22 protein-coding genes and 4 tRNA genes are annotated in these 23,153 nt (G+C 52.9%); 9 read left to right on the top strand and 17 right to left on the bottom strand.

Annotation, left to right across the window (positions count from 1 at the left end):
* Window positions 1-82: 82 nt before the first annotated feature.
* Entirely contained in the window at window positions 83-679 is a 597-nt protein-coding gene (gene purN, locus AC2FNV_RS03425; RefSeq protein WP_170607808.1) for a phosphoribosylglycinamide formyltransferase, read from the bottom strand.
* On the bottom strand, window positions 676-1,722 hold the full coding sequence (purM, locus tag AC2FNV_RS03420; protein ID WP_170607807.1) for a phosphoribosylformylglycinamidine cyclo-ligase: 1,047 nt from the start codon (window positions 1,720-1,722) through the stop codon (window positions 676-678). The genes purN and purM overlap by 4 nt, the downstream gene beginning before the upstream one ends.
* A 107-nt stretch (window positions 1,723-1,829) precedes the next feature.
* Between purM and AC2FNV_RS03415 the strand changes: the two genes are divergently transcribed.
* Window positions 1,830-1,906 (top strand) — tRNA-Ile (locus AC2FNV_RS03415).
* 19 nt (window positions 1,907-1,925) lie between these two features.
* Here the strand turns inward: AC2FNV_RS03415 and AC2FNV_RS03410 are convergent.
* On the bottom strand, window positions 1,926-3,245 hold the full coding sequence (locus AC2FNV_RS03410) for an ATP-binding protein (RefSeq protein ID WP_170607805.1): 1,320 nt from the start codon (window positions 3,243-3,245) through the stop codon (window positions 1,926-1,928).
* Between the two features lie 44 nt (window positions 3,246-3,289).
* Here AC2FNV_RS03410 and AC2FNV_RS03405 point away from each other — a divergent pair, with 44 nt between their 5' ends.
* From AC2FNV_RS03405 to AC2FNV_RS03395, 3 genes are all read left to right on the top strand, one after another.
* Entirely contained in the window at window positions 3,290-4,204 is a 915-nt protein-coding gene (locus AC2FNV_RS03405) for an MBL fold metallo-hydrolase (protein WP_170607803.1), read from the top strand.
* A gap of 75 nt (window positions 4,205-4,279) precedes the next feature.
* Window positions 4,280-4,354 (top strand) — tRNA-Asn (locus AC2FNV_RS03400).
* A gap of 124 nt (window positions 4,355-4,478) precedes the next feature.
* Window positions 4,479-4,553: transfer RNA gene (locus tag AC2FNV_RS03395), tRNA-Asn, on the top strand.
* A gap of 492 nt (window positions 4,554-5,045) precedes the next feature.
* Here AC2FNV_RS03395 and AC2FNV_RS03390 read toward each other — a convergent pair.
* A complete protein-coding gene (locus AC2FNV_RS03390) occupies window positions 5,046-5,642 on the bottom strand; it encodes a hypothetical protein (protein ID WP_170607801.1) in 597 nt (198 codons plus the stop codon).
* On the bottom strand, window positions 5,611-6,033 hold the full coding sequence (locus AC2FNV_RS03385; RefSeq protein WP_170607799.1) for a hypothetical protein: 423 nt from the start codon (window positions 6,031-6,033) through the stop codon (window positions 5,611-5,613). Before AC2FNV_RS03385 ends, AC2FNV_RS03390 begins: the two co-directional genes overlap by 32 nt.
* Before the next feature lie 24 nt (window positions 6,034-6,057).
* On the opposite strand from AC2FNV_RS03385, the gene AC2FNV_RS03380 reads away from it, so the two are divergent.
* Window positions 6,058-6,393: a hypothetical protein gene (locus AC2FNV_RS03380; protein ID WP_170607797.1), complete on the top strand. Its 336-nt coding sequence runs from the start codon at window positions 6,058-6,060 to the stop codon at window positions 6,391-6,393.
* Window positions 6,394-7,131: 738 nt separating this feature from the next.
* Here the strand turns inward: AC2FNV_RS03380 and AC2FNV_RS03375 are convergent.
* From AC2FNV_RS03375 to AC2FNV_RS03355, 5 genes are all read right to left on the bottom strand, one after another.
* Window positions 7,132-7,851, bottom strand: coding sequence for a thermonuclease family protein (locus AC2FNV_RS03375; RefSeq protein WP_496772406.1), 720 nt, complete (start codon window positions 7,849-7,851; stop codon window positions 7,132-7,134).
* A gap of 286 nt (window positions 7,852-8,137) precedes the next feature.
* Window positions 8,138-8,599, bottom strand: a complete 462-nt coding sequence (locus AC2FNV_RS03370) for a RusA family crossover junction endodeoxyribonuclease (protein WP_170607793.1) — start codon at window positions 8,597-8,599, stop codon at window positions 8,138-8,140.
* A gap of 2 nt (window positions 8,600-8,601) precedes the next feature.
* A complete protein-coding gene (locus AC2FNV_RS03365) occupies window positions 8,602-9,945 on the bottom strand; it encodes a DEAD/DEAH box helicase (RefSeq protein WP_170607791.1) in 1,344 nt (447 codons plus the stop codon).
* Window positions 9,932-10,240 (bottom strand): helix-turn-helix transcriptional regulator, encoded by a 309-nt coding sequence (locus tag AC2FNV_RS03360; protein ID WP_217362396.1) that lies wholly within the window; start codon window positions 10,238-10,240, stop codon window positions 9,932-9,934. Before AC2FNV_RS03360 ends, AC2FNV_RS03365 begins: the two co-directional genes overlap by 14 nt.
* A gap of 78 nt (window positions 10,241-10,318) precedes the next feature.
* Window positions 10,319-10,900, bottom strand: coding sequence for a hypothetical protein (locus tag AC2FNV_RS03355; protein ID WP_170607789.1), 582 nt, complete (start codon window positions 10,898-10,900; stop codon window positions 10,319-10,321).
* Window positions 10,901-11,038: 138 nt separating this feature from the next.
* On the opposite strand from AC2FNV_RS03355, the gene AC2FNV_RS03350 reads away from it, so the two are divergent.
* The gene (locus AC2FNV_RS03350; RefSeq protein WP_170607787.1) at window positions 11,039-11,428 is read left to right on the top strand and encodes a helix-turn-helix domain-containing protein; all 390 of its coding nucleotides are present in this window, start codon (window positions 11,039-11,041) and stop codon (window positions 11,426-11,428) included.
* 11 nt (window positions 11,429-11,439) lie between these two features.
* Here the strand turns inward: AC2FNV_RS03350 and AC2FNV_RS03345 are convergent, their stop codons facing one another.
* Window positions 11,440-12,207 (bottom strand): tyrosine-type recombinase/integrase, encoded by a 768-nt coding sequence (locus AC2FNV_RS03345; RefSeq protein WP_217371829.1) that lies wholly within the window; start codon window positions 12,205-12,207, stop codon window positions 11,440-11,442.
* Window positions 12,208-12,266: 59 nt separating this feature from the next.
* On the opposite strand from AC2FNV_RS03345, the gene AC2FNV_RS03340 reads away from it, so the two are divergent.
* Window positions 12,267-12,335: transfer RNA gene (locus AC2FNV_RS03340), tRNA-Asn, on the top strand.
* A 10-nt stretch (window positions 12,336-12,345) separates the two neighbouring features.
* Here the strand turns inward: AC2FNV_RS03340 and AC2FNV_RS03335 are convergent.
* The 4 genes from AC2FNV_RS03335 to zwf form a co-directional block, all read right to left on the bottom strand.
* On the bottom strand, window positions 12,346-13,965 hold the full coding sequence (locus AC2FNV_RS03335) for a long-chain-fatty-acid--CoA ligase (RefSeq protein WP_170607783.1): 1,620 nt from the start codon (window positions 13,963-13,965) through the stop codon (window positions 12,346-12,348).
* A 186-nt stretch (window positions 13,966-14,151) separates the two neighbouring features.
* Entirely contained in the window at window positions 14,152-15,762 is a 1,611-nt protein-coding gene (gene pgi, locus AC2FNV_RS03330) for a glucose-6-phosphate isomerase (RefSeq protein ID WP_170607781.1), read from the bottom strand.
* A gap of 5 nt (window positions 15,763-15,767) precedes the next feature.
* Window positions 15,768-16,439 carry a 6-phosphogluconolactonase gene (gene pgl, locus AC2FNV_RS03325; RefSeq protein WP_170477680.1) on the bottom strand — a complete coding sequence of 224 codons (672 nt, stop codon included), beginning with the start codon at window positions 16,437-16,439 and terminating at the stop codon, window positions 15,768-15,770.
* Window positions 16,436-17,884, bottom strand: coding sequence for a glucose-6-phosphate dehydrogenase (gene zwf / locus AC2FNV_RS03320; protein ID WP_170477683.1), 1,449 nt, complete (start codon window positions 17,882-17,884; stop codon window positions 16,436-16,438). The genes pgl and zwf overlap by 4 nt, the downstream gene beginning before the upstream one ends.
* Before the next feature lie 161 nt (window positions 17,885-18,045).
* Between zwf and AC2FNV_RS03315 the strand changes: the two genes are divergently transcribed.
* Window positions 18,046-18,999 (top strand): radical SAM protein, encoded by a 954-nt coding sequence (locus AC2FNV_RS03315; protein WP_170607780.1) that lies wholly within the window; start codon window positions 18,046-18,048, stop codon window positions 18,997-18,999.
* Here the strand turns inward: AC2FNV_RS03315 and AC2FNV_RS03310 are convergent, their stop codons facing one another.
* On the bottom strand, window positions 19,000-19,695 hold the full coding sequence (locus AC2FNV_RS03310; protein ID WP_170477688.1) for a lipid-binding SYLF domain-containing protein: 696 nt from the start codon (window positions 19,693-19,695) through the stop codon (window positions 19,000-19,002).
* A gap of 106 nt (window positions 19,696-19,801) precedes the next feature.
* On the bottom strand, window positions 19,802-20,071 hold the full coding sequence (locus AC2FNV_RS03305; protein ID WP_170477691.1) for an usg protein: 270 nt from the start codon (window positions 20,069-20,071) through the stop codon (window positions 19,802-19,804).
* Between the two features lie 223 nt (window positions 20,072-20,294).
* Here AC2FNV_RS03305 and gyrA point away from each other — a divergent pair, with 223 nt between their 5' ends.
* Complete coding sequence (gyrA, locus tag AC2FNV_RS03300) at window positions 20,295-22,991, top strand: DNA gyrase subunit A (RefSeq protein ID WP_170607896.1); 2,697 nt, start codon at window positions 20,295-20,297, stop codon at window positions 22,989-22,991.
* Window positions 22,992-23,153 lie beyond the last annotated feature (162 nt).

Below are 23,153 nucleotides of genomic sequence, written 5' to 3'. Positions count from 1 at the left end.
TGCCCGTCTGTTTATCCTCGTTCCGAGCGTTGACGGCGACCATAGGCCGAACAGTAGGGCCGTGTAAATCACCCGAACGACCTCAGGGCATTTGAACAGGCGTCTTATCTCCGGCGGCAAAGCGTCTCAGGACAGCCGGATAAAGCTTGTGTTCCCAAACCAAAACTCGAGCTGCAAGCGTTTCGGGAGTATCTCCGACATTGATCGGCACCCGCGCCTGCCCCAAAACCGGACCGTCATCCAGCGCAGCAGTAACTTCGTGCACTGTGCAACCATGTTCGGCATCGCCAGCCGAAATTGCACGAGCATGTGTGTTGAGGCCCTTGTATTTCGGTAACAAAGACGGATGAATATTCAGCATTCTGCCCTGAAAGTCGGACACAAAATCACCGGTCAAAACTCGCATGAACCCCGCTAGGCACACGATATCCGGGCGAGCATCCTGCAATGGTTTCCGCAATTCGGCTTCGAAAGCACTGCGGTCACCTTTAAATGGGCGATGATCCACCGCTGATGTGGGAATCCCCCGATCTGCCGCCTTTTTTAAACCAGCTGCGGTGGGATCGTTGGATAATACCAAACAAGGCCGCGCCGGATGTTCGCCAGTCATGCTGTCTGCTAGCGCAACCATGTTTGAACCGCCACCAGACAACAAGATGGCAACACGTTTATGTTTCACGACAAGCTGCCTGAGTAGGTAACACCGGAAGCATCCGTCACTGTTCCAATGCGAACCACGGTCTCTCCCGCGTTCGACAACAATTCGGCAAGCGCGTCAGCCCGTTCATCCGCGCAAACGACGACCATGCCAATTCCGCAGTTAAATGTCTTGAGCATCTCTGATCCAGAAATACCACCTATTTTGGCCATCCACTTAAACACCGGCGGTAAATCCCAACTCTTAAGGTCGATCTCCGCACCCGTTGTGTCAGGCAGAACGCGGGGCAAGTTTTCGGTTAGCCCGCCACCTGTTATATGCGCCAAGGCATGCACTCCGCCCGCCCGGATCGCCGAAAGTGCGGGCTTCACGTACAACCGGGTTGGCGTCAACAGCGCTTCGCCCAACGTCCCGCTGCCAAAGGGCGACAGGTCGGTCCAATCCAGCCCAGACATCTCAACCAATTTACGAACAAGTGAGTATCCGTTGGAATGAACCCCATCAGAGGCCAAGCCCAATAGGGCGTCGCCCTTTTTCACACCCTCGGGCAAAGCAGCCCCCCGCTCCATCGCGCCAACGGAGAAACCGGCCAAATCAAAATCACCCTCCGGGTACATACCAGGCATCTCTGCCGTCTCACCACCGATCAAGGCACATCCCGATTGCGCACAGCCCTCGGCAATACCCTCGATGATTCGTGCCGCAGTGTCGGCGTCCAATTTTCCGGTAGCAAAATAATCCAAAAAGAACAGCGGCTCAGCGCCCTGACAGATCAGGTCATTGACACACATTGCGACCAAGTCAATTCCAACACCGTCGACCAAGCCCGTATCAATTGCGATCCGCAATTTAGTGCCAACGCCATCTGTGGCGCCGACGAGAATTGGGTCTGAATAACCTGCCGCCTTAAGGTCGAACAACGCTCCAAACCCACCCAACCCACTAATTACACCAGGGCGGTTGGTGCGTTCAGCTGCTGGCTTGATTCGATCAACCAACGCGTTTCCCGCATCAATATCCACGCCGGCGTCGGCATAGGTTATTCCGTTCTTGCCCGCTGTCATGGCCTATCCCTTTGTTTTACGTTGGGCGCGAGTTATTCGATTGTGCGACTTGTTGCAACGGTCAGGCTTGACGCGGGCCGTGATCGTGATACGCAGGGCGCTCAGGCGGGCCTGTAGCTCAATTGGTTAGAGCAGAGCGCTCATAACGCTTTGGTTGGGGGTTCGAGTCCCTCCGGGCCTACCACATTACTAAGATTCAAAAATCACCTGCCAATAATGATATCGGCGCACAAACCGCCGAGGTTTTCGCTTTTACCTAGCCTCAATGCGCCTCCGTGTGCTCTTGCGATGTCAGCGACGATTGCAAGTCCCAATCCCACACCACTGCCCAGATTTTGGTTTCGGGCAGGATCCAGCCGTGTAAACGGTTTGACGGCCTCGGTCCGCTGTTCGACTGGAATTCCGGGGCCGTCATCTTCGACGCGGATGCGCATGGATTTTGGCGTCAGTGTCAAACTGACCTCTGCACAAGTACCATAGCGGACGGCGTTCCCGATAAGGTTTTCAACTGCACGACGCATTGCCATGGGACGGAACGATACTGTCCCCTGCCCTTCAACAGATACCAATTTTACACTGTGACCCGCCCGCAAAGCGTCTTCGGTTATCTGACGCAACCAAACTGCCGGGTCCACGTTTTCGGGAGAACCCTCGGCTGTACCGCGCGAAAACTCAAGAAACGCATCCAGTAGGGATTGCATCTCATTGACATCGTTCATCAACGGAGCTGATTCATCCTCAGGCAAAAGCGACAGACCCAGCTTGAGCCGCGTAAGTGGCGTGCGTAAATCGTGACTGACACCAGACAGCATAAGAGTGCGCTGTTCCATCTGTCGTTCAATCCGAGTTCGCATGTCCACAAATGCATTGCCCGCTGCCCGTACTTCGATTGCACCACTGGGTGAATACGGCACGGTTCGTCCTCTGCCAAAGGCTTGGGCCGCCTCCGCCAGCCGGGTAATAGGGCGCAACTGATTTCGCATATACAGGAACGAAATCGAAGTCATCAAAACGGCAAAGAACACCATTGTGACGATGAGTTGGTGGGGCGCCACAGGCGACAATCGCCTGCGCTCAAACGCCAATTCCAGAATTCCAAGGTCCGTTGCAAGATACAGTCGCACCGGCTGCCCCCGGGGCAATGCAATTGCAACGAATTCAGGCAATGCACCGCGCAACTCATTCACAAGTTGCGGAGCAATGAAATCATACCAACGGCGCTTTCCGACCTCAGGCTCTTCGTTGGGACGCAAGAACCTAGCCGTCATTTGAAGGGCCTCCATATCCGGCTGTGCCGCTGCCAGCGCTTCTTGCTGAGTTTCAGCACCTTGCATGACATCTGTTACAAGGTTCACTTCTCGCACAGCATTTCGCGTCATCTGGGCGGTCACATCTTCAAGATGCTTTTGCATGAACGCGATAGAGACGACCAGAAGCACTACAACAACGGGCACAACAAGGATTAGTGCTGCCCGGGCATATAGGCTGCGCGGCATATATGGTTTGAGCCAGTGCGAAGACATGCGCTAAACCTAACGAGCCGATTGGGTAAGAGAAAGAGGTCAGAATGCAGGCTCCCGATGATTTCAACGCCCAACCTGGCGAGGTTGTCACCTTGACGCACGGCGCAAGACGAATTTTGGCACCCAATCCCTCTCCGATGACCTATCGAGGCACCAACACTTACTTAGTTGGCGAAAGAGACATCGCGGTAATAGACCCGGGCCCGCCAAGTGAAGCCCATCTGAAATCGATTCTGGGCGCACTCAAGCCCGGTCAGCACATTAGCCACATTATTGTGACGCACAGCCACATGGACCATTCACCCTTGGCCGCGCCGCTGTCTCGGCACTCCCGCGCCCCGATTCTGGCGTTCGGCGGAGCAGAGGCCGGACGTAGCGCTATCATGACCCAGCTTGCCAAACAGGGGCTTGCTGGCGGGGGTGAAGGCATTGATGCAAGCTTTCGCCCGGACAAAGAGTTGACTGACGGAGAAATTGTTAAAGGCGACGGATGGGCGCTCGAGGTAATCCACACGCCCGGCCATCTGGGCAATCATATTTCCTTGGCGTTGGATGATATGTGTTTCACCGCAGACCACGTGATGGGTTGGGCTAGTTCACTCGTCTCGCCTCCGGACGGGGATCTAACGGATTTTATGGCATCATGTCGTAAGCTGAGAGCACGAAGTTGGTCCGTTTTTCATCCAGGTCACGGAGCACCTGTCACTGATCCAGCCGCCCGATTAGACTGGTTGATCGAACATCGATTGGGTCGAGAGAAACAAATACTGGCGGCGCTCGAAGATCATACAGCGACGGCCAAAGATCTGGCCCAGCGCATCTATTTGGATACGCCTGCAGCCCTTCTGCCCGCTGCAGAACGAAACGTCTTCGCGCACTTGGTCGATTTGACGGAAAGATCCATCGTCAACCCGGAACCCGAGCTGTCAGTCAACGCTGTTTTCAACAGGTTGACGTGACCTAAAGATTTTTTTTTCGCTTGAAGCGCTTCCCCTCTGGACGACCAGAATCCGGATTGCTATACGCGCGTCAGTTCCGGCGTAGCTCAGCGGTAGAGCAGTTGACTGTTAATCAATTGGTCGTAGGTTCGATCCCTACCGCCGGAGCCAATTTTCAAGCTTGTATCAAAAAACCACGTTGTTTCTCTTACCGAAAAAAGCGCCGCTCTTTCTTTTAAAATTCTCTACGCCCTCTGGACGCGAGCAAACCGGATTGCTATACGGCGCGGACCGTTCCGGCGTAGCTCAGCGGTAGAGCAGTTGACTGTTAATCAATTGGTCGTAGGTTCGATCCCTACCGCCGGAGCCAATTAAATTCAAAGACTTAGTTAAATATAGCTCTAACGCTCAAAAAGACTGGGAGGGTTATGGGCGGGTTCAAATATCAGAAGCGGCATCCCAATACCGCTGAGTTACTTGAAAACCTTATCCACATTCAAATATTCTCGAACAATCCAATTTTTCGTCCCTCAATCACTCCCGAACAACAGAACAATGCTAACCCCGCACTAAGCTGCAACACCAAGCTTAAGTTGCTTCCCGGGATTTGGCCAACCTACCCTTTGCATCATCAGTGCCCACGCTCTGATTCGCTCTGCATTCAATCCCGCCAGTTCGCAGAACAACTCTAACCTCTCCCCACCCAGCAAAAAGTCTCTAGCCTCATAGACAGCATTCGCCTTCTCGCTAGGTGCCAATCCACTCACATACCCCAAAGCAATCTTCACTTCCGATAAAATGACAGCCTGAAACAACCTCTGCTCTGGGCTAACTGTCCTATGGGTCCACGTGGACAACCCATCTAAGCCGCGTCCCCGCATCCATGACACCTCGCTACCTCAACCAACTGCCCACTGCCCCACAGACCACGACCCAGTAGCGCCAACCCAACAGCAAGCACCATGTCATCATGACCCCTCCGGGCTTCCAGCTTAATTTGACCCACGGACCTCCCCGCCTTAGCGCCAAAGTTCTTCAGCTCATCCCTCAGCCTTTCAGCTTCATGAGGTGGCAGCTCAGCCTTAACTCTGCCCGTTGAAAGAGCCCTTCTGGTAATCCCCATCAACGCCATTTTACCAACATTAATTTCACGCCCGATAACCTTGATTTTCCCACCTCTTATGATCCGGGCGGCTGCCAATCTGGGACACTCTGGTGCCAGCAAATCGAACAACGGATCGCCAACCCCAGTCCGGTCCAGCACCACCAGATCATTCACGCTATGGGCCTGCCGCAAGGCCTCCAGCACATCATTATAATCAGTTGGCACAGGCAGCGCCTTGCATCTTCGCAGCACCCGGCCATCAAGTTCGGCAACAACCGTCGCGTCCCTTTTGGCCCCGATATCAATCCCAGCAATCCGCATGTCATGCCCCCGCTGCCACAACCAATCCGCCATAATCGCGATCGCCCCATTCGCTGGCAGCCCCAGACTTGTAAGCCTGCCAAACCATCACCGCGACCCCCAGCGCCAAGCATTCGCGCACACTCAAATCCACCAACCCAAGGCCGTCCTGCTCCTGCGTTGGAGGCTTTTGCGTCATCTCCAACATGGCGCTGCGCAACGCCTCTCTCTCCAACGGATCATCGATCGCAACCTTCACCTTTCCTCGGCTCATTCGGCTTTTCATATGGGCCAGCAAATCCAATCTTCCGATCGGTTTAACGCCCCCTTCTGTCTTACCCTCGCCCTGCCCGGTCCGGATGGAGACCATACTCGTCCAGGGCAACAATTCCTTTGCGCTGGGATCGGTCGACAAGTCCGCACAAAGGTCCAATCCCCGTGCCATGGCCCCTTCAAGGTGCGTTGCGGCATGGGCGAGCTTCGTGTCCCTGATCGTCGCGAGCCTGAGCTGCCGCCCGAGGAGGAAAAAAAGCTTCGCAAAGCCATTGAGGTTCGCCAGATCGCCATAGCACAAGAGAAGGCCGCCAATGTCGCTAAGACCGAAGCCGATCACCGGATTAAGCAAATCCTTCGTAACAACGACACGTCCTTCGTGAAGGTCGACGGTGCAACTGCGTCGCTGTCGAAAGTGAAGGGGCGTGAAACGTTAGACAAGGGTGCCTTGGCCGCCTCGGGTGTAGACCTTGGCGAATACACCAAGACCGGGGTTCCTTCAGTACGTTTGAGTGTGCGGGGCAAAGTCTAGTGACAAATGACTGACTAAAAAATCATTCCGTTGCAACAAACCACCTTGAATGATTTGCGTTACAGAAGCCTGTAACGATAAGGTGCATTATGGCTAAGTGTGAGAACTGTGGGGCAGCGCTGGTTGGTGGCCCTCGAAGAAAATACTGCGGCAGCCGATGCCGCGTTTACGCCTTAAGAAAAAGGCGTAGAGCGGCCGGTCTAACCGCGGAAGGTCGTCCTCTCGTTACAGCTCAATCTGTAACGGAAAGCGTTACAGATAAGGCTGTAACGGAACGCATAACACGTTCCTTAACTAAGCGATTTGAACGTGAAATCGACATTATTGCCGAAGGATTGGACACCTTATTGACCAGGGTAAATGGTCTCGAAAAGGGCGGTCAAAAGGTCCTGTCAAAAAGTGAATACAAATTGATACGTAAGGCCATGCACCCAGGTGGAAACGCTTCAGAGAAAACAAAGTCAGCTGCTTGGATGGCATTTCAGAAATTGAATATTGAACCGCTAACAGATGAAGAACATTCGCGGATCAAAGAGCTACGTCGAAAAACGCAAGAGTTCAAAAAAAGTAGCTCAAAATAGTCAGTCTGTGGTCAAGTTTTTCAGGTTTTTTTAATTGTATCAGTAATTTGCCGGAAATATCTAACCTTCCACCTTTGATTGATAAACAGGCATATTCGGAAATTTGTGTCCACCTTGGTTGACGTCTAGCGCGTTTTTTCTGTTTCCCGAGAGGTGTTTATCTTTTTTGTATCGTCACCGTAGTCTGCTGCCTAAAGCGGATTGAGGCGTGACCAAAGCGGCCATTACCCAACCTTTGACGGGCACCTTGCGGCTCCAAGTGACGGTACTTACCCATAGAAAACCTGGGTAGATCTAAAGCCAAGCCAAGCTTAATTAACTCTGCGCCTATATCGCGTCCATCGGGAAGGTAGCATGTTCCTACAAGCCGGTCGTACGATCTCTCGCCATCAAGTTCGGCCGTAATGATCTGTCCCTTACAAATGTTGACCATGGCCCATTTCGACTTTTGTCCCCAAGGCTGGTCCAACTCCGGCGCATCAATTCCCACCAAGCGAATTTTCGTTCCTTTTATGCAGATGGTGTCGCCGTCGATGATGTACGCGCGCCCCTTAGCTGCGTTCCAAACCAATTCACGTCTGGGCACGACAAAGACGTCGATTTCGTCAAACCGATCTCGATTGCCATAGTACAAAAGAACCGCGTCCACTTTGACGCCAGCCACCCGGTTCCAAAGCTCGATTTGAAACTCAGCTTGCTTCACATGCTCGAACTTCGGCAAAGACGATGCGTTTGGCCCTCGGGATTTGATTTCCAACCCGATCCCGTATTCTGAACCAGGCTTCAATTCCACACCATGCACTTCGATTTCATCATTTGCACGGGATACGATCAAACCGTCCGGCGTTGCGGATAATCTTGCTTCAGGGTCGATCAATGTTCTCTGATGATCTCCGGCTGCCTCAAGGTAAACACCATGCGGCAACCCCTTGATTATCTTCGGAACAAGCCAATCTTCGAAACCGTTCCCAGCTTCTGCCCAGCCCCAGTTATCGACAAAGCCTTCGTCACACGGAACTTTGTCTTTTCTGAAGCGCTGAGCCCTGGCGCATTTGGTTCAACTGGACGCACTAACCGTCTTCGATCGATCAACAATATCGCCGGATGTGTCGTGGAACACGGTTTGAGATTTGCGGACACCCTCGGCGACTACTTCGGCCAAATTAACTTTGGTCATTGGCGGTCTCTTTCATTGATTGGTGGGTCGCCTGCTCGACTTCTCTTACTTCGATTTCGAGGCGTGGGCGCTCGCCGTACCTCTGATTTGCGCGAATGCAGGCAACTTGGCGGTCATCGCGGTAAGCAACGGTGTTCATGCCGTCCAAGCTCGCCTTGATGATTTGGTCGAGATCAGGCGTACCAACCGCCCGCCATGATCCGATCCGGGCGGCTTCCTGTTTCCACTTGGGCCAGCTGTTCGGAATGGGCATGACCGCATCAATCATGATTTCGACCGGGCCCTCACAAGGTGGAAACTTGTCCATAGCCTCGTAGGTATGGCCCCGGATTTCGCTTTCGTAGTTCCGGGTCGCGGTGTCGTTAAAAGCGCGACCCGTGGCACGACTAAAGCGAGGGCGACCCTTTCCCCGAGGCGACCCGGGGATTTCAAAACGTAAGTAAAGCATGGTTATGCCTCCAGCCCGACCGCTCGCAGCCCTTGGCCTTTGAGGGACAGAATTTGGCTGACGCGTTGATCAAGCGTATCCGGGACGAACATTATCCGGACCAACACCCGGGGATGTTCTGACGAAAGCCGAGCTATGCGGCGCGTCGCTTGGTAATAGCTGGCGGGGGACCAGGGAAGCTCAACAAAGTCGGCAATCTCTCCTTCGGGCAAGTCCAACCCGGTTCCACCGGATTGCAGCTGCAACAATATCCCCGGGGCACCTTCTTTCTTGAAAGCTCCAAGTGCTTTCTTTTTGCCCGGTTGGTTCACATCGCCCCCAAAGCGGGGCCAGCCCAACTCTGCCGCCATCAACTCCCCAGCCGCAACATGATGATAGAACACCACCCGCTGCCGGGTGTCCCCAGCTTCGATCTCGGCTTTGGCAAGTTCGCAGTACGCTTGCGCTTTCAACAACCCAACCGATCGCCTTGCGACGTGCAATTCCGGAGAATTGGTTTGTTCAAGCAAATCCAGATCAGCACTGTCGATATCGATCCCAATCTTTGCAAGGCTGCTTTCCGCTTTGATAGCTGCGTCCGCAATCTTGTGATCGCCCAGCGCAAAACGCCGGGTAATGATCCTGGGCAACTGATCCTCGACCTCTTGAGCAGAAACCCTTACCTCAACTTGTGACAGCAACCGTTGGAAATCGCATAATCTTTTGTTGCCAACGATACGCCGACCCCGAGGCTTTAACGGCCGGAATTCCGCAAAAACTTCCCGAATGCCATGCACGGTCGGTTCCGCGCGAAATACACCAGTAGGCTCCAGCGTTTCGCTATGGGTCATGGCATAGAAATGCGGGGCAGCATCCGCCAACCAATTCGGGAACGGCGTTGCGCTCATCCCAATATACGCCCCGGAGCTGAAGAATAGCGCATCCGGATCGGTTAAAACGGTTCGCGTTATCCTGGCATCCGGATTGACCAGCCTTTGACATTCGTCACAGATCAATAGCGAATTCGGGTCGCTTTCCAAAAACGCCCGCAGCTCAAAGCGACGGGCGGTAGCGATTTCGTAATTGCAGACGATCACCTCAACGCCGGAGGGCAATTGATTACCCCTTCGGCCATACATGACCCCTACCCGCCTTTTTGACCAACTGCGCAATTCTCTCGCGGTTTGTTCCTTTAAGGTTGAAAGGGTCAGGTAGACGGCCCTCGAAGGCGCGTCCTCTAAAGTGAGCAATCTGCCGACGACAGCGGTTTTGCCGCTCCCTGCCGGGGCGATAAGGAAAGCGGCGGGCTTTTCCGCCAATTCCCCCATCGCGCGCGATTGGTACGGTACGAGCTCAAGATTTTCCATAAGCGCCCCCGCGCTGAGCCAACCGCCATTGCTGCCAAGCGGTTATTTCGCGCAAAGACCAAAGGCTCCTGCCTTTGTCTGCTCCCGGGGCGGGGAAAGTGTTTTCTCGGATACGTTCATAAATGGCGGACCTGCCAAGCCCAACTTTATCTTTGACTTCTGGCAGCCCCAACAACCGATCATCTTGCGGTTTTACAAAGGCGTGTTTCATCCAAGGGGTCTCCCCTTGGTGTTTCGACGCGCGGTCTACTCCTAGCCGGGACATAACCGCATGGCTTGCGACTTGATCAGTCATGGTTTCACTCCAGTAAACAAAAGCACGCATAGATAGACATGGCTGGACGAAAACATCGGTAGACAAAAACGAGGAAAATTATTTCTCTTTTTGTCTATTGACCTTCCGTTCCTCTGCCTTTTGGGCCCTGATCTCTTCGGCCTTCTGCCGAAGGCGATCCCCAAAGAATTGATAAGCCAGCTTGCGATACTCGGTCGCTCGACGCTCGCTTACGGAAATGACCCGTTTTCCTTTTTTATTGTGAAGGACGTATTCGACATCGGGCCAACCGCCCCTTTTGACGTCTTTCCCATTCTGAATGAGGATCAGGCCGATCATCGCGCGACGAAATTGCTTGTTAAGCGCCTTGACGCCTTTGTTTGGCGGGTAGATCCGATTTAACTGAGACTTAGGGATAACGTTTTGAATGATGCCCAGCACGTGCATTGCGTTAGAGTTTTGGTCTAAACCCTCCAGATATCCCGTCAGCTCGATCAAGGCCAATTCCCGCTTGGCCTTGGTCGCCATTTCGTTGTTCACCTCTCGCGACAACTCCAGGGCTTCCCGCAGGAACGGCATTGTGGAGCCGGGACCGCCGAAAGGTTGGGGTTCGAATTTGGGTTCCTCAGGAAGATTGATTTTCTCTTCCTCTGGGGTTTGATTTGTTTTCAAGTCTTCCATAATTCTTTTTCCTTTTAAATTTCTGGCAACAACGCCCGAAATCAATTTAATAGTGAACTAGACATTGTAAGCTTACAATGTATTAGACAGAAGAAAGTGGAATTGACTGTACTTAATTAGCTAACTATTAAGAAATTCATGTATCTTTTTTCAAACCCAGACCTCGCAATGGAGCTCGCTAGGGCGGCAGCAATATTGAAAGACGCATCTGATTTCACGAATTGGCGAAAATTGAATGAGGAAAAGATCGACCGGGTGTCCGAATTGGTTGTACAACTCAACACCCTGGCAGAGGAGGCTGCCGGGTTATTGGGGGTTTTTGATCAAGTGATGGCCGACCGCGCCGGGGGTCTGATCATGTGTCGCTGGTTAATGCATCAGAACGGCATTAGCGCCGCCGACTTGGCGCGAGAGATCGGCGTTTCGAGAGCGACGGTGTTTCAAGTTTTAAACGGTTATAGCAAGTCGCCAGGCAGCCCGGCAGAGCATAAGATCCTGGCATATCTACTGAGTTTACCAACGGACTGACCGAATTAGCTTTACCCTGTTCCTCGGTGTTGTCTCAGTACTTTCATTGCGTCCCGTTGGCCAATAACGATCTGACCCCAATCGTCCAGGGCGTCGGCTCGCTGCTCCAAGTACTGAAACTTCTGATAAACCGCGTTCACACCTTTCCGGGCGTGGCCGAGGGCCATATCAACAACATCTTCACTGTGCCCGCACTGGGCGAGCAACGTTACCATGGTGTGCCGGAAAGCGTGGCGCCCCCCATGCTCGACTTGGGCGTTACGGAAGTAAGCCTTATTGCGCTCGTTGTTATGGTGCATGGCTCCCCCGGTGGTCGTAGTGAACACAAGCCCCCTCGCCTTCCCGACTTGGGGCTGCATCGCCTTCAGTATTTCCAGCGCGGGGGCGGAAAGATGAACGATGTGGGCACGACCGTTCTTGGTCCGATTGGCGGGTTGGGTCCAAGTGTGTTGGGCTAGGTCAACATGTTGCCATTCCATCCGGGCGACATCTGCGTGACGCTGAGCAGTCAATAGCTGGAAGCGCAAGAAGTCCCGCCATTGGGGCGAGAACTGATCGGCAGCATTATAAAGCGCCCGGACTTCAAGGGCTGAATAGATGCGGTGGTCAACTTCCACTTTGCGCTTCTTGATCGTGTCCTCGAATGCCATCAAGAATTTATGCTCAATGTAATCCTGAGCTACCAACCAACGCAGAAAACTCTTTGCGTCTCGAATAAAAAGCCCGGATGTGGGCGATCCCACACCCATCCAAATGGACGCAGACGGACAATCAGTCAAGAGGGCAAAGCCCTTTATTATATGGAAATAGTGGTTCGTAGCGGATGGGGTGGGACGAACCCGGATTACGATCTATCAATTAACTGTTAATCAATTGGTCGTAGGTTCGATCCCTACCGCCGGAGCCATCTTTCTACTTTACCCGTTCAGGGCATCCTCAAAGTCGGCGCGCAAGTTGCGTTTTAGGACTTTGCCGGTTGCATTCAGGGGCAACGCATCCACGAAAACAACTTTGTCCGGTATTTGCCATTTGGCAATCTTGCCGTCGAAGAACTCCAATAACTCGCCCTCGCTGGGCTCTTCACCTTCTGCCTTTACGGCAACTAGAAGTGGTCTTTCATCCCATTTCGGGTGTGGTACGCCGACGACCGCCGCAGTTGCCAACTTAGGATGTGCGACGGCGATGTTTTCCAACTCCACCGAACTGATCCATTCCCCCCCTGATTTTATGATATCTTTGGACCGGTCCCGGATAGTCATGTATCCGTCAGAATCCAATGTGGCGACGTCACCGGTTGCGAACCAACCGTCGCTCAGCAATTGCTGATCCTGCATTTGGAAGTAACTATTCAACACCCAATGACCTCGGACCATCAAGTCACCTTGTGTTGCTCCGTCGTGCGGCAGATCGTTGCCGTCATCGTCAACGATTTTTAACTCGACGCCGTACGGTGGACGTCCCTGATTTTCGCGCAGCTTATGCTGCTCTTCGATAGGTAAATCAACGTGCTTTGCCATCGGATAGTTTGTGGTACCGAGCGGGCTCATTTCGCTCATACCCCAAGCGTGAACCGTATCGACGCCGTATCTCTCGCGGAATGTTTCGATCATTGATGGCGGACAAGCTGCACCACCGATAACCGTCCGTTCAAGAGTCGTCAGCTTTGAGCCGGATTTGGCCGCAAACGCCAAAAGCCCCTGCCAGATGGTCGGTACACCCATAGCTAAGGTGACACCATAGGTGTCGATTAGGTTTACCAGCGCCTCACCATGCAAATCGGGACCCGGCAGAACCATCCTCGAACCCGACATGGCGCATGCATACGGCGATCCCCATGCATTGACATGGAACATTGGGACGACCGGCATAACCGTGTCCATAGCCGAATACCCGATAACATCCCGTGTGTTTGAGGCAAAGCTGTGTAACAAGGTCGAGCGGTGTGAATATAGCACACCTTTGGGGTTGCCAGTTGTACCTGAGGTATAGCAAAGGCTCGACGCAGTGTTCTCATCGAAAGTGGGCCACTCAAAGCCCGGGTCCCCAGAACTGATCAACTCGTCGTAGAATTTCACGTCAGGCACCTGAGAAAGGACCGCTTCATCTCGTGGCCCCATCAAAACGAAATGTTGAACTTCGCTCAGTTGTTCATGTAACGCAGCTACAAGAGGTAGAAATGTTGCGTCAAAAAAAAGCACCTTATCCTGTGCGTGGTTGATAATATATGTCAGTTGTTCGGGAAACAGTCTTGGGTTGACCGTGTGGCAAACGAAACCAGCGCCCGACACACCAAAGTAAATCTCAAGATGCCGCCGGTTGTTCCACGCTAACGTCCCGACACGATCCTGTGGTTGCAGGCCAAGCGCAGTCAAGGCCGACCCTAACCGTCGGGCGTTTTCCGCAACTCGTGCCCAACTGGTCTGAGTGACATTTCCGCCCCCTTCAACCGAATAGATATCGGTGCCACCGTGATAGCGTTCGGCGTGATCAATCAGTGACGAAATCAGCAATGGCTGCGTCATCATCTGTCCCAGCATGGACGTCCTCCCATTGTTGGCGCAATTGTCCTTTCGAACGCGCCACACCTTGTGCCTGTGAAGTTCACGAATATTTCCGAGCTTCCAACAGGCGTTTCCTTGGCATTGAACCTGCCAAGGAATTAATTGTCTGACAATAAGAGAATGCGCAATCACTTGATCGCTGGCAACTTTTGCAGTTTTTGCTCAATCGCGGTGCCGCAAGGCATAAGCAACCAATTCTGCAGTTGAGCTGTCTTTGCCATCAGCACTAACCTGTCCATCCACAATCGGACCAAGCGAAGTCGCCAGATCCTTGCCCAATTCGACGCCCCATTGATCAAAAGAGTTGATGCCAAGCAAGACGCCTTCGACAAACACGCGGTGTTCATAAAGTGCAATGATCTGACCAAGAACAAATGGTGTGAGCTTTGGATAGATCAGGGTAGTGGATGGTCGGTTACCCGAAAACACGCGATGACGCGCCTGCCTTTCCAGTTCGTCGCCCTGCAAACCTTTTTCCATCATTTGGGCTCGCGCTTCATCCAATGTTCGACCGCGCATCAAGGCTTCGGATTGCGCAAGGCAATTGGCCAGCAAAAGGCGATGATGATGCGCCAGTTCCGGCTCGTGCCCTTCAGCCGCAACCATGAATTCACACGGAATTGTGTCGGTACCCTGATGAATCAGTTGATAAAACGCATGTTGCCCATTGGTGCCCGGCTCACCCCAAACGACAGGCCCCGAAGGAATAGTCAGCGTACTTCCATCCATAGCGACAGATTTACCGTTCGACTCCATCTCCAATTGCTGGAAATAGGCGGGTAAGCGCAGCAAGCGCTGGTCATACGGTAAGACTGACCGGCTTGTGTAGCCCAATACCTGTCGATGCCAGACGCCAAGCAAAGCCAACATGACCGGCAAATTTTCAATCCACTCCGCCGATTGAAAATGCAGGTCCATGGCCTGTCCGCCGCGCAAAAATGAGTCGAAAGCGTTTGAGCCCACAGCGATCATTACCGGCAAGCCTACTGGTCCCCAAACCGAGTATCGGCCACCAACCCAATCGGCAAACCCGAAGACACGCTTTGAAGGGATCCCAAAAACCTCTGTTTTGTCCAAGGCACTGGAAACTGCCGCGAATTGACGTGCCGGATCGCCACCCCCATCAACCATCCAGGCGCGCGCCGTGCGCGCATTGGTCATGGTTTCAATTGTTGTAAAAGTTTTTGAAGCGACGATAACCAGTGTTCGTGTTGGATCAAGTGCTCGCAAAGTATCCGCAATATGGGCGCCATCCACATTCGAGACGTAATGCAACTGTGGTCCGTCATGATATGGTGATAACGCGTGAGTAGCCATCACAGGACCTAAATCAGAACCCCCGATCCCAATATTAACGACGTCGGTAAAGCTGCCCCCTGCACCTTTTGCCGTGCCACCCCGGACCTCTTCCGCAAAGACGCGCATGCGTTGCAACGTTTCAAGAACACCGGGCATAACATCCTGCCCATCAACTCTGACGGGACCTCCGTCAAGGTTACGCAGTGCGGTGTGAAGCACCGCCCGACCCTCAGTTTCATTGATTTTTTCGCCCGCGAACATGGCATCACGGCGTTCAGCAAGCTCAGCCTCATCGCAAAGACGGATCAACGAAGACCGGATTTCGTCGTCAACTCCGGTTTTGGAGTAGTCAAACAGCAGTTCCCCAGTCGAAGCCGAGAATTTCTGAGCGCGATCCCCGTTGGTTTCAAACAGATCCAGAATGCGTCGGTTTGAATGTTTTGCTGCCAAAGTTTTCAAGGGTTCCAATTGCATGTTTACTACTCCGCCCAATGTACGGTCATGCCGCTGAGTACAGCTGCGATTGGTGCTTCCTCGGGCGGAAGGCCCATTGCTCGGTCCAGCGCTTCGCGCTTGGATGCGCCGAAGATGACCAGGTGTTTGGACAAAGCCCCATCCAACACCGGTGCCGTAAGGGTTATGCGCGGCTCCGGCTGCACCTCGGTTCGAGCGATCGAAAGGATGGGCGCGTGGCTGTCCAGTGCAGCTTCCAAGCCCAGCATCCCCGGAAAAAGCGAAGCGGTGTGCATATCCTCTCCCATTCCGAGCACCAAAACCGAAAGCGGAAGAACCGGTGCAATCAGAGTTTCAATCTCGGCCAGTGCATCTTCGGGGTTCCGTCCGGATACATAGAGTGGGACATACTCCGCGACCGATGCTCTGTTGGTCAGCAACCTTTCACGGATCAACCTTTCGTTTGAACGTGCATCGTCGTTTGGCACACATCTTTCGTCTGTGGGCATTACCCGTACACGTTCCCATTCCAGATCAGCGGCACACAAAACGTCAAATATCGGCCCTGGCGTGGTTCCACCGGGAACCGCCAAGGCAACTTTTTCATTGTGCAAAAGCGCAGACTCGATGTCACCGGCCAGCGCGTTGGCAACATCTATTGCCAGCATGTCGCGGTCGGGATATTCCTGAAAATTCATGGCTTTATTCCTTGCCAATGGCGACCATCACGTTTCATCAGCAACTCGGCGTCGCCGGGCCCAGTGCTGCCGCTGTCATAAGGTTTAGGGACATCACCACGTGCTTGCCATCCGGCGATTATCGGATCGGTCCAAGCCCACGCCGCCTCAACCTCGTCCCCGCGCATGAAAAGTGTTTGATTTCCCCTAATAACGTCCATGATCAACCGTTCATACGCGCCCGGAGGATCTTGATTTTCCGGCCCCAACGCTTCGGCGAAACTCATGTCCAAAGGGACATCCACCAAACGCATCCCGCCCGGACCCGGTTCCTTGATCGTCACTTTGAGCGTGATGCCTTCGTTTGGCTGCAGCCGGATCGATAATACGTTGGCGTGGCGCCCAGCGTCTTCGCCAAAAATCGAATGCGGTGCATCCTTGAACATCACATTGATTACTGAGGACCGTGCAACCAGCCTTTTGCCTGTTCGCAAATAGAACGGAGTCCCGGCCCACCGCCAGTTGCTTACATGAGTGCGCAGAGCAACATAGCTTTCAGTGGTTGAGCGTGGATTTCCAACCACATCTCGGTATCCCGGCCCCTGTGGTCCTGCCAAAAACTGCCCGCGCACAATGTGATGCGGTTCTACCAAATCCAACGCGCGGATCACCTTCAGTTTCTCATCCCGAACTGCGTCAGGATCAAACTTGGCAGGTGGCTCCATTGCGATCAGGCACAACAATTGCATCAAGTGGTTCTGGACCATGTCACGCATTGCCCCTGCGTGTTCATAGTACTCCTCCCGCCCATCGATTCCGACGGTTTCTGCTACAGTAATCTGAATGTGGTCGACATACTGGCTGTTCCATAGTGGTTCAAAAAGCATATTGCCAAACCGAACGGCCATCAGGTTCTGAACAGTCTCTTTTCCCAGGTAATGGTCAATTCGGTAAATTTGACTTTCTTTGAAATGCGTCGCCAGCGTCGCATTCAGGCTTCTGGCGCTGGCTAAGTCGTGACCAAATGGCTTTTCCACAACGATCCTTGTCGTTTCGTTGGTAAGACCGTTCTTGTGAAGTCTTTCTGCCAGTGGGCCGAAAAGTTCTGGTCCCACAGAAAAATAGAATGCCCTAATACGATCACTCTGAACCATCTTAGCGAGCTGATCCCAGCCGTCTTCGCGGTGGGCATCTAGTCGAAGGTAGTCAAGGCACTCGAAGAACCTGCTAAGCGCTGACGCATCGTCTGCAGGCACCAAACCCCGCAACTGTTCCGCCACCATATCGCGGAACGTTTCAGTATCGAGATTTCGTCGCGCAATCGCGATGATACGGGCGTCAGTTGGCCATTGCCCCGCACAAAAACGACGAAACATTGCCGGCAATATCTTGCGCTGCGCCAGGTCGCCGGTGCCACCGAATATGATCAGATCGAACGGGTCGACAGGTATGACGCGAGAAACCATGACTTTTCCTTACCTTACCCCCTTGGCCATGTCCAATGTTAGCGCAATCATATTTAATGTTCCCACTCATCAAAACTCTGTCAGAACCGGCGCAGTTGTCTTTCACCTTAGGCAGCAAACGATTAGACCTGTCGAACCGTTGCAACGAACCGGAATCTATAATGAAAGACACTGCCACTCAGACTGCCAATATTGGCAAATTTCGCAACAAATTGGTAACTGCAGATGGTCAGACTAGGGCGTCAGTTGCGTTGACCAATCCCAAAACGCTTTGGTTCAACACCGGAACGCTTTGCAACATCGAATGCGTTAGTTGTTACATTGCCAGTAGCCCAACCAATGACGCGTTGGTTTATATCTCCGCTGCCGAAGTGAATGACTACCTCAACCAGATCGAAGCCAGAAACTGGCCTGTACGTGAGATCGGATTCACTGGTGGCGAGCCATTTATGAACCCTGAGATGATAGAAATAGCTCGAGCCGCGTTAGAACGCGGGTACGAGGTGCTGATCCTCACAAACGCTATGGCACCCATGATGCGAAAAAAGATGCGCACCGGTCTTCTGGAGCTGCGTCGTGAATACGGCCCCAAGCTTACACTTCGAATTTCGGTCGATCACTACAGGCCGGATCTTCACGACGAAGAACGCGGCTGCGGCAGTTTTGCGAAAACGGTTAGCGGAATGAAATGGCTGCGCGACAACGGTTTTAATATGGCGGTTGCAGGACGGTCAGTCTGGGGCGATTCCGAAAAAGACAGTCGAATCGGATACGCTAACTTTTTCTCTGAATACGGATTTTCTATCGATGCCAATGATCCGTCGAAGACAGTTCTTTTTCCCGAGATGGACGAAACTGTAGAAGTCCCTGAAATCACCACCAAGTGCTGGAGTATTTTAGGGAAATCGCCTGAAGCGGTGATGTGTGCCAGTTCACGAATGGTAATAAAACGCAAAGGCGCAAAAAAGCCAACAGTTTCGGCCTGTACTCTGCTTCCTTATTCCCCAGAGTTCGAGATGGGAACAACCCTGGCCGAAGCCGAAGAAGATGTGCACCTGAACCACCCGCATTGCGCCAAATTCTGCGTATTGGGCGGCGCCAGCTGCTCAGGCTGATCAGTTCAATTCTGGAGATTTCCAGAATTTCGTTCCGGAGGCACCCGCTGAAACCCTCCACCCTTTCTTATTCAAAACAAAGAAAGAGCGTCCATCAGTGAACCTTACGGTTTCGGCCGTGCGCTCATCGCCATACATCGCACCCGTTTCAGCAGTCGCGTCATATCCATAAGTAATAAAATTCTCGAGGTCCGCAGGCGTTTCGAACATGATCACGAATTTTGATTCGAATCCGCCGATGCCTACGGCCGCACCTACACCGCCAGAACCCATGTTCATATACGTGTGCTGTCCAGTAACCTTTGAAACAGCTACGCCGCGCCCATAGCCAGCCGAGACCGGAAACACCGTAACCTTGCGAGAGTCGAATACGGCATACCCCGCAGCAATTTCATACAACGAGCTCGCTTCTGGGTTTTCAGCAAGCAGCTGGTTCAGTATTTGGTCGGCCATAGCGTCCAACTTGACGCGCGTTTCTTCCGGTGTCGCCTCGTTTGACAAAAGTTCAGTGGTGGAGTCGATTGTCTGGTCGACAGCGGTGGCACCTTTTTGGATTGTGTTTCCGACTGTTTCCGCCCCGCGGCCTACAGCATCGGCTGAATTTTCGGCGCCTTTTTTGATTTTGTCTAGCAGGCCTTGTCCGGATGCAGGGCTACTGATGCAGGCTGCGAAGATAAGAAACAGTACTCTGTACATGATACGATTCCTGACTGGATCATCGGTTTGATCGACACAATAACCCACATCCGTGAAAAGGTAACAGGCCTTGCAAAGCACAGGCTGAATATCATTTGTTGACCGTTCAGTTGACCCTGAATTCGCCCACTACATTTCGCCATTCGCCTGGCGCAATCATTTTGCGATGTGTAAACCGCACTGAATGCAGCGGCCCTTCGATCTCTCTCTGCCAAAAATCGATGAAATCGAATAGTTTTGGGTGATCAGGTGCCAGATCGTATTCCTGCCAAACAAACGTGTTCAAGACATGAATGTAGTCAGGCATATGGTAGAAAAATTCAGCTGTTGTCAGTCCATAGCCTTTGAGCATCAATTCGGTTTCGCTTTGCTGCATGCAGACCTCCGATTTTTTTGCCAGGTCCCTTTAGCGTAACACGTCGACCACCTAATTCTTACTTAACAATATGTTACTCTGATGTTACGGGGTTTTTTGCACACAGAACTGTTGCTTGCTTGCACCTTATGTGCCAGGTCTGATAAGGTGCATCCACAAGATATAGACCCTGCACAAAGAACGGGCAGTTTACGTGAGCGATACGCCAGAAATTCCTGAAAACATGGATGAAACACCGCCGGAACGCCCTGTTTACGACGGTCCCACGGTATCAATCGAATCCGAGATGCGTACATCATACCTGGATTACGCGATGTCCGTTATCGTGTCCCGCGCGATCCCCGATCTGCGTGACGGACTGAAGCCCGTGCACAGGCGTATTCTTTATGCGATGCACGAGACCGGGAACACGCACGATAAGGCCTATCGTAAGTCCGCGCGCCCAGTCGGCGACGTTATGGGTAAATATCACCCGCATGGCGACAGCGCGATTTATGACGCGCTAGTGCGAATGGCGCAGGATTTCTCGATGTCGCTGCCGCTGTTGGATGGTCAGGGCAACTTTGGCTCGATGGATGGCGATAACCCCGCAGCCATGCGCTATACCGAAGTGCGCATGGACAAACCGGCGGCCTCTCTACTTGCGGATATCGAGAAAGAAACAGTCGATTTTCAGGACAATTATGACGGCAAGGACAAAGAGCCGACTGTCCTTCCTGCGCGTTTCCCGAACATGTTGGTCAATGGCGCAGGTGGTATCGCCGTGGGTATGGCGACGAACATACCACCGCACAATCTTGGTGAAGTGATAGATGCCACGTTGGCTCTTATCGACAATCCGGATCTTACGTCTGAACAATTGATCGAATATGTCCCCGGGCCTGATTTTCCGACCGGGGGTGTGATGCTAGGCCGGTCCGGCGCTCGTAAGGCGTATCTGGAGGGGCGCGGTAGTGTTATCATCCGCTCAAAAACACGGGTCGAAGAACTGCGTAAAGATCGCTACGCCATCGTCGTGGATGAAATTCCCTATCAGGTGAACAAAGCCGCAATGATAGAGAAGATCGCTGAAGCTGTTCGTGAAAAGCGAATCGAGGGCGTAAGCCATGTACAGGACGAATCCGACCGCAACGGTGTACGCGTAGTTGTCGAATTGAAACGCGACGCGACCCCCGAGGTCGTGCTTAACCAGCTGTATCGCTTTTCGCCTATGCAAACATCTTTTGGTTGCAACATGTTGGCGCTGAACGGTGGGCGTCCCGAGCAGCTAACTCTACGACGGTTCCTGACTTCGTTTATTGATTTCCGCGAGGATGTAGTCGCCCGTCGTACCGCGTATGATCTGCGCAAGGCACGCGAACGAAGCCATATATTGTGTGGCCTTGCCGTTGCCGTTTCGAATGTGGACGAAGTGGTTGCTACGATCCGCTCCTCTGCTGATGCTGCCGAAGCGCGCGAAAAGCTCATGACACGCCGTTGGCCTGCTGCGGACATCGAAGGTTATCTACGTCTGATCGACGATCCTTTGTCCAAAATGAACGACGACGGCACTTATAACCTGACTGAAATTCAGGCTCGCGCCATCCTTGACTTGCGTCTTCAGCGCCTTACGCAACTGGGTGTCAAAGAGGTTACTGACGAACTGGAAGAACTGGCTGCCAAGATCAAAGAATACTTGGATATTTTGTCATCTCGCGAAAGAATTATGTCAATAATCGCAGACGAACTGCGCGACGTCCGCGACCAGTTCGCCGTCGACCGACGCACCGAAATCGTCGATTGGTCTGGCGACATGGAAGACGAGGATCTGATCGAGCGCGAAGACATGGTCGTGACAGTCACATCGGGCGGATACATCAAACGTACCCCTCTCGCAGATTTCCGCGCTCAGAAGCGAGGTGGCAAAGGTCTATCGGGAATGCAGACCAAGGAAGAAGACGTGGTCACCACCCTCTTCGTTGCTAATACCCATACACAGCTGTTGTTCTTCACCACCGATGGGATGGTCTACAAGCTCAAGACCTGGCGCCTGCCGCAATCTGGGCGCACCGGCAAAGGCAAAGCTATCGTAAATATTCTGCCAATCCCCACGGGTGTTTCTATCGCCGCCATCATGCCTGTGGATGTACCGGATAATGAATGGGATAACCTGCAAATCGTCTTTGCCACCAGCGCCGGAGACGTTCGAAGGAACGCGCTAAGTGATTTCACTAATGTAAAACGTAACGGCAAAATTGCTATGGATTTGCCTGACGGCGTCGAACTGGTTAACGCGCGTATCTGTTCCGAAGATGACGACGTGATGCTGGTCACCAATTCGGGTCGCGCGATTCGGTTCCAGACTACTGCGGTGCGTGTCTTCAAAGGGCGTAAATCCACAGGTGTGCGAGGAATAAAACTGTCTAACGGCGACCGTGTTGTGTCGATGTCGGTGATCCGCCATTTCAAAGCCTCCTCGGACGAGCGAGCCGCCTATTTGAAAATGCGACGTTTGATGGCCGGAGTGACAGACGAGGCCGAAACTGATGAGGATGAAGGCAATGCTGACAGCGTATTGCCGCAAGACCGCTATGCCGAAATGTCCGCAGCCGAAAACTTGATACTGACGATCACAGCTGGCGGCGCGGGCAAGTTAAGCTCCAGCCACGACTATCCGGTCCGTGGGCGCGGCGGAGTGGGTGTCGCAGCCATGGACAAAGCAATGCGCGGCGGCGAGCTTGTTGCGTCGTTCCCTGTTGAAATCGACGATCAAATCATGTTGGCGACGTCAAAAGGACAGTCGATCCGAGTGCCCGTCGAAGGAATTTCCTTCCGTTCGCGCTCGGCTGGCGGTGTCAAGGTATTCAACACTGGCAAAGGCGAAGAAGTCGTCAGCGTTGCGTGGATTGCTGATCAAGGCGATGAGGACGCGGAAGAATAAAGCAACAGAAGCAGAACAAATTCGATTTTGGTGCGTTGGTTTATCCTAATTGGCGCAAAGCTTTGTCGAATACCTAAGAAACACCGGATTTTTACAACCACCACGTTGACATATCGCGCGATACTCACCGAAACTCTGGCATTAAGTTAATTTATGTTTCGT

The organism is Ruegeria sp. BHSA163 (assembly GCF_059613365.1).
Note: the sequence above shows the minus strand (reverse complement) of the source record. Positions and strands in the feature narration are given on the sequence as shown.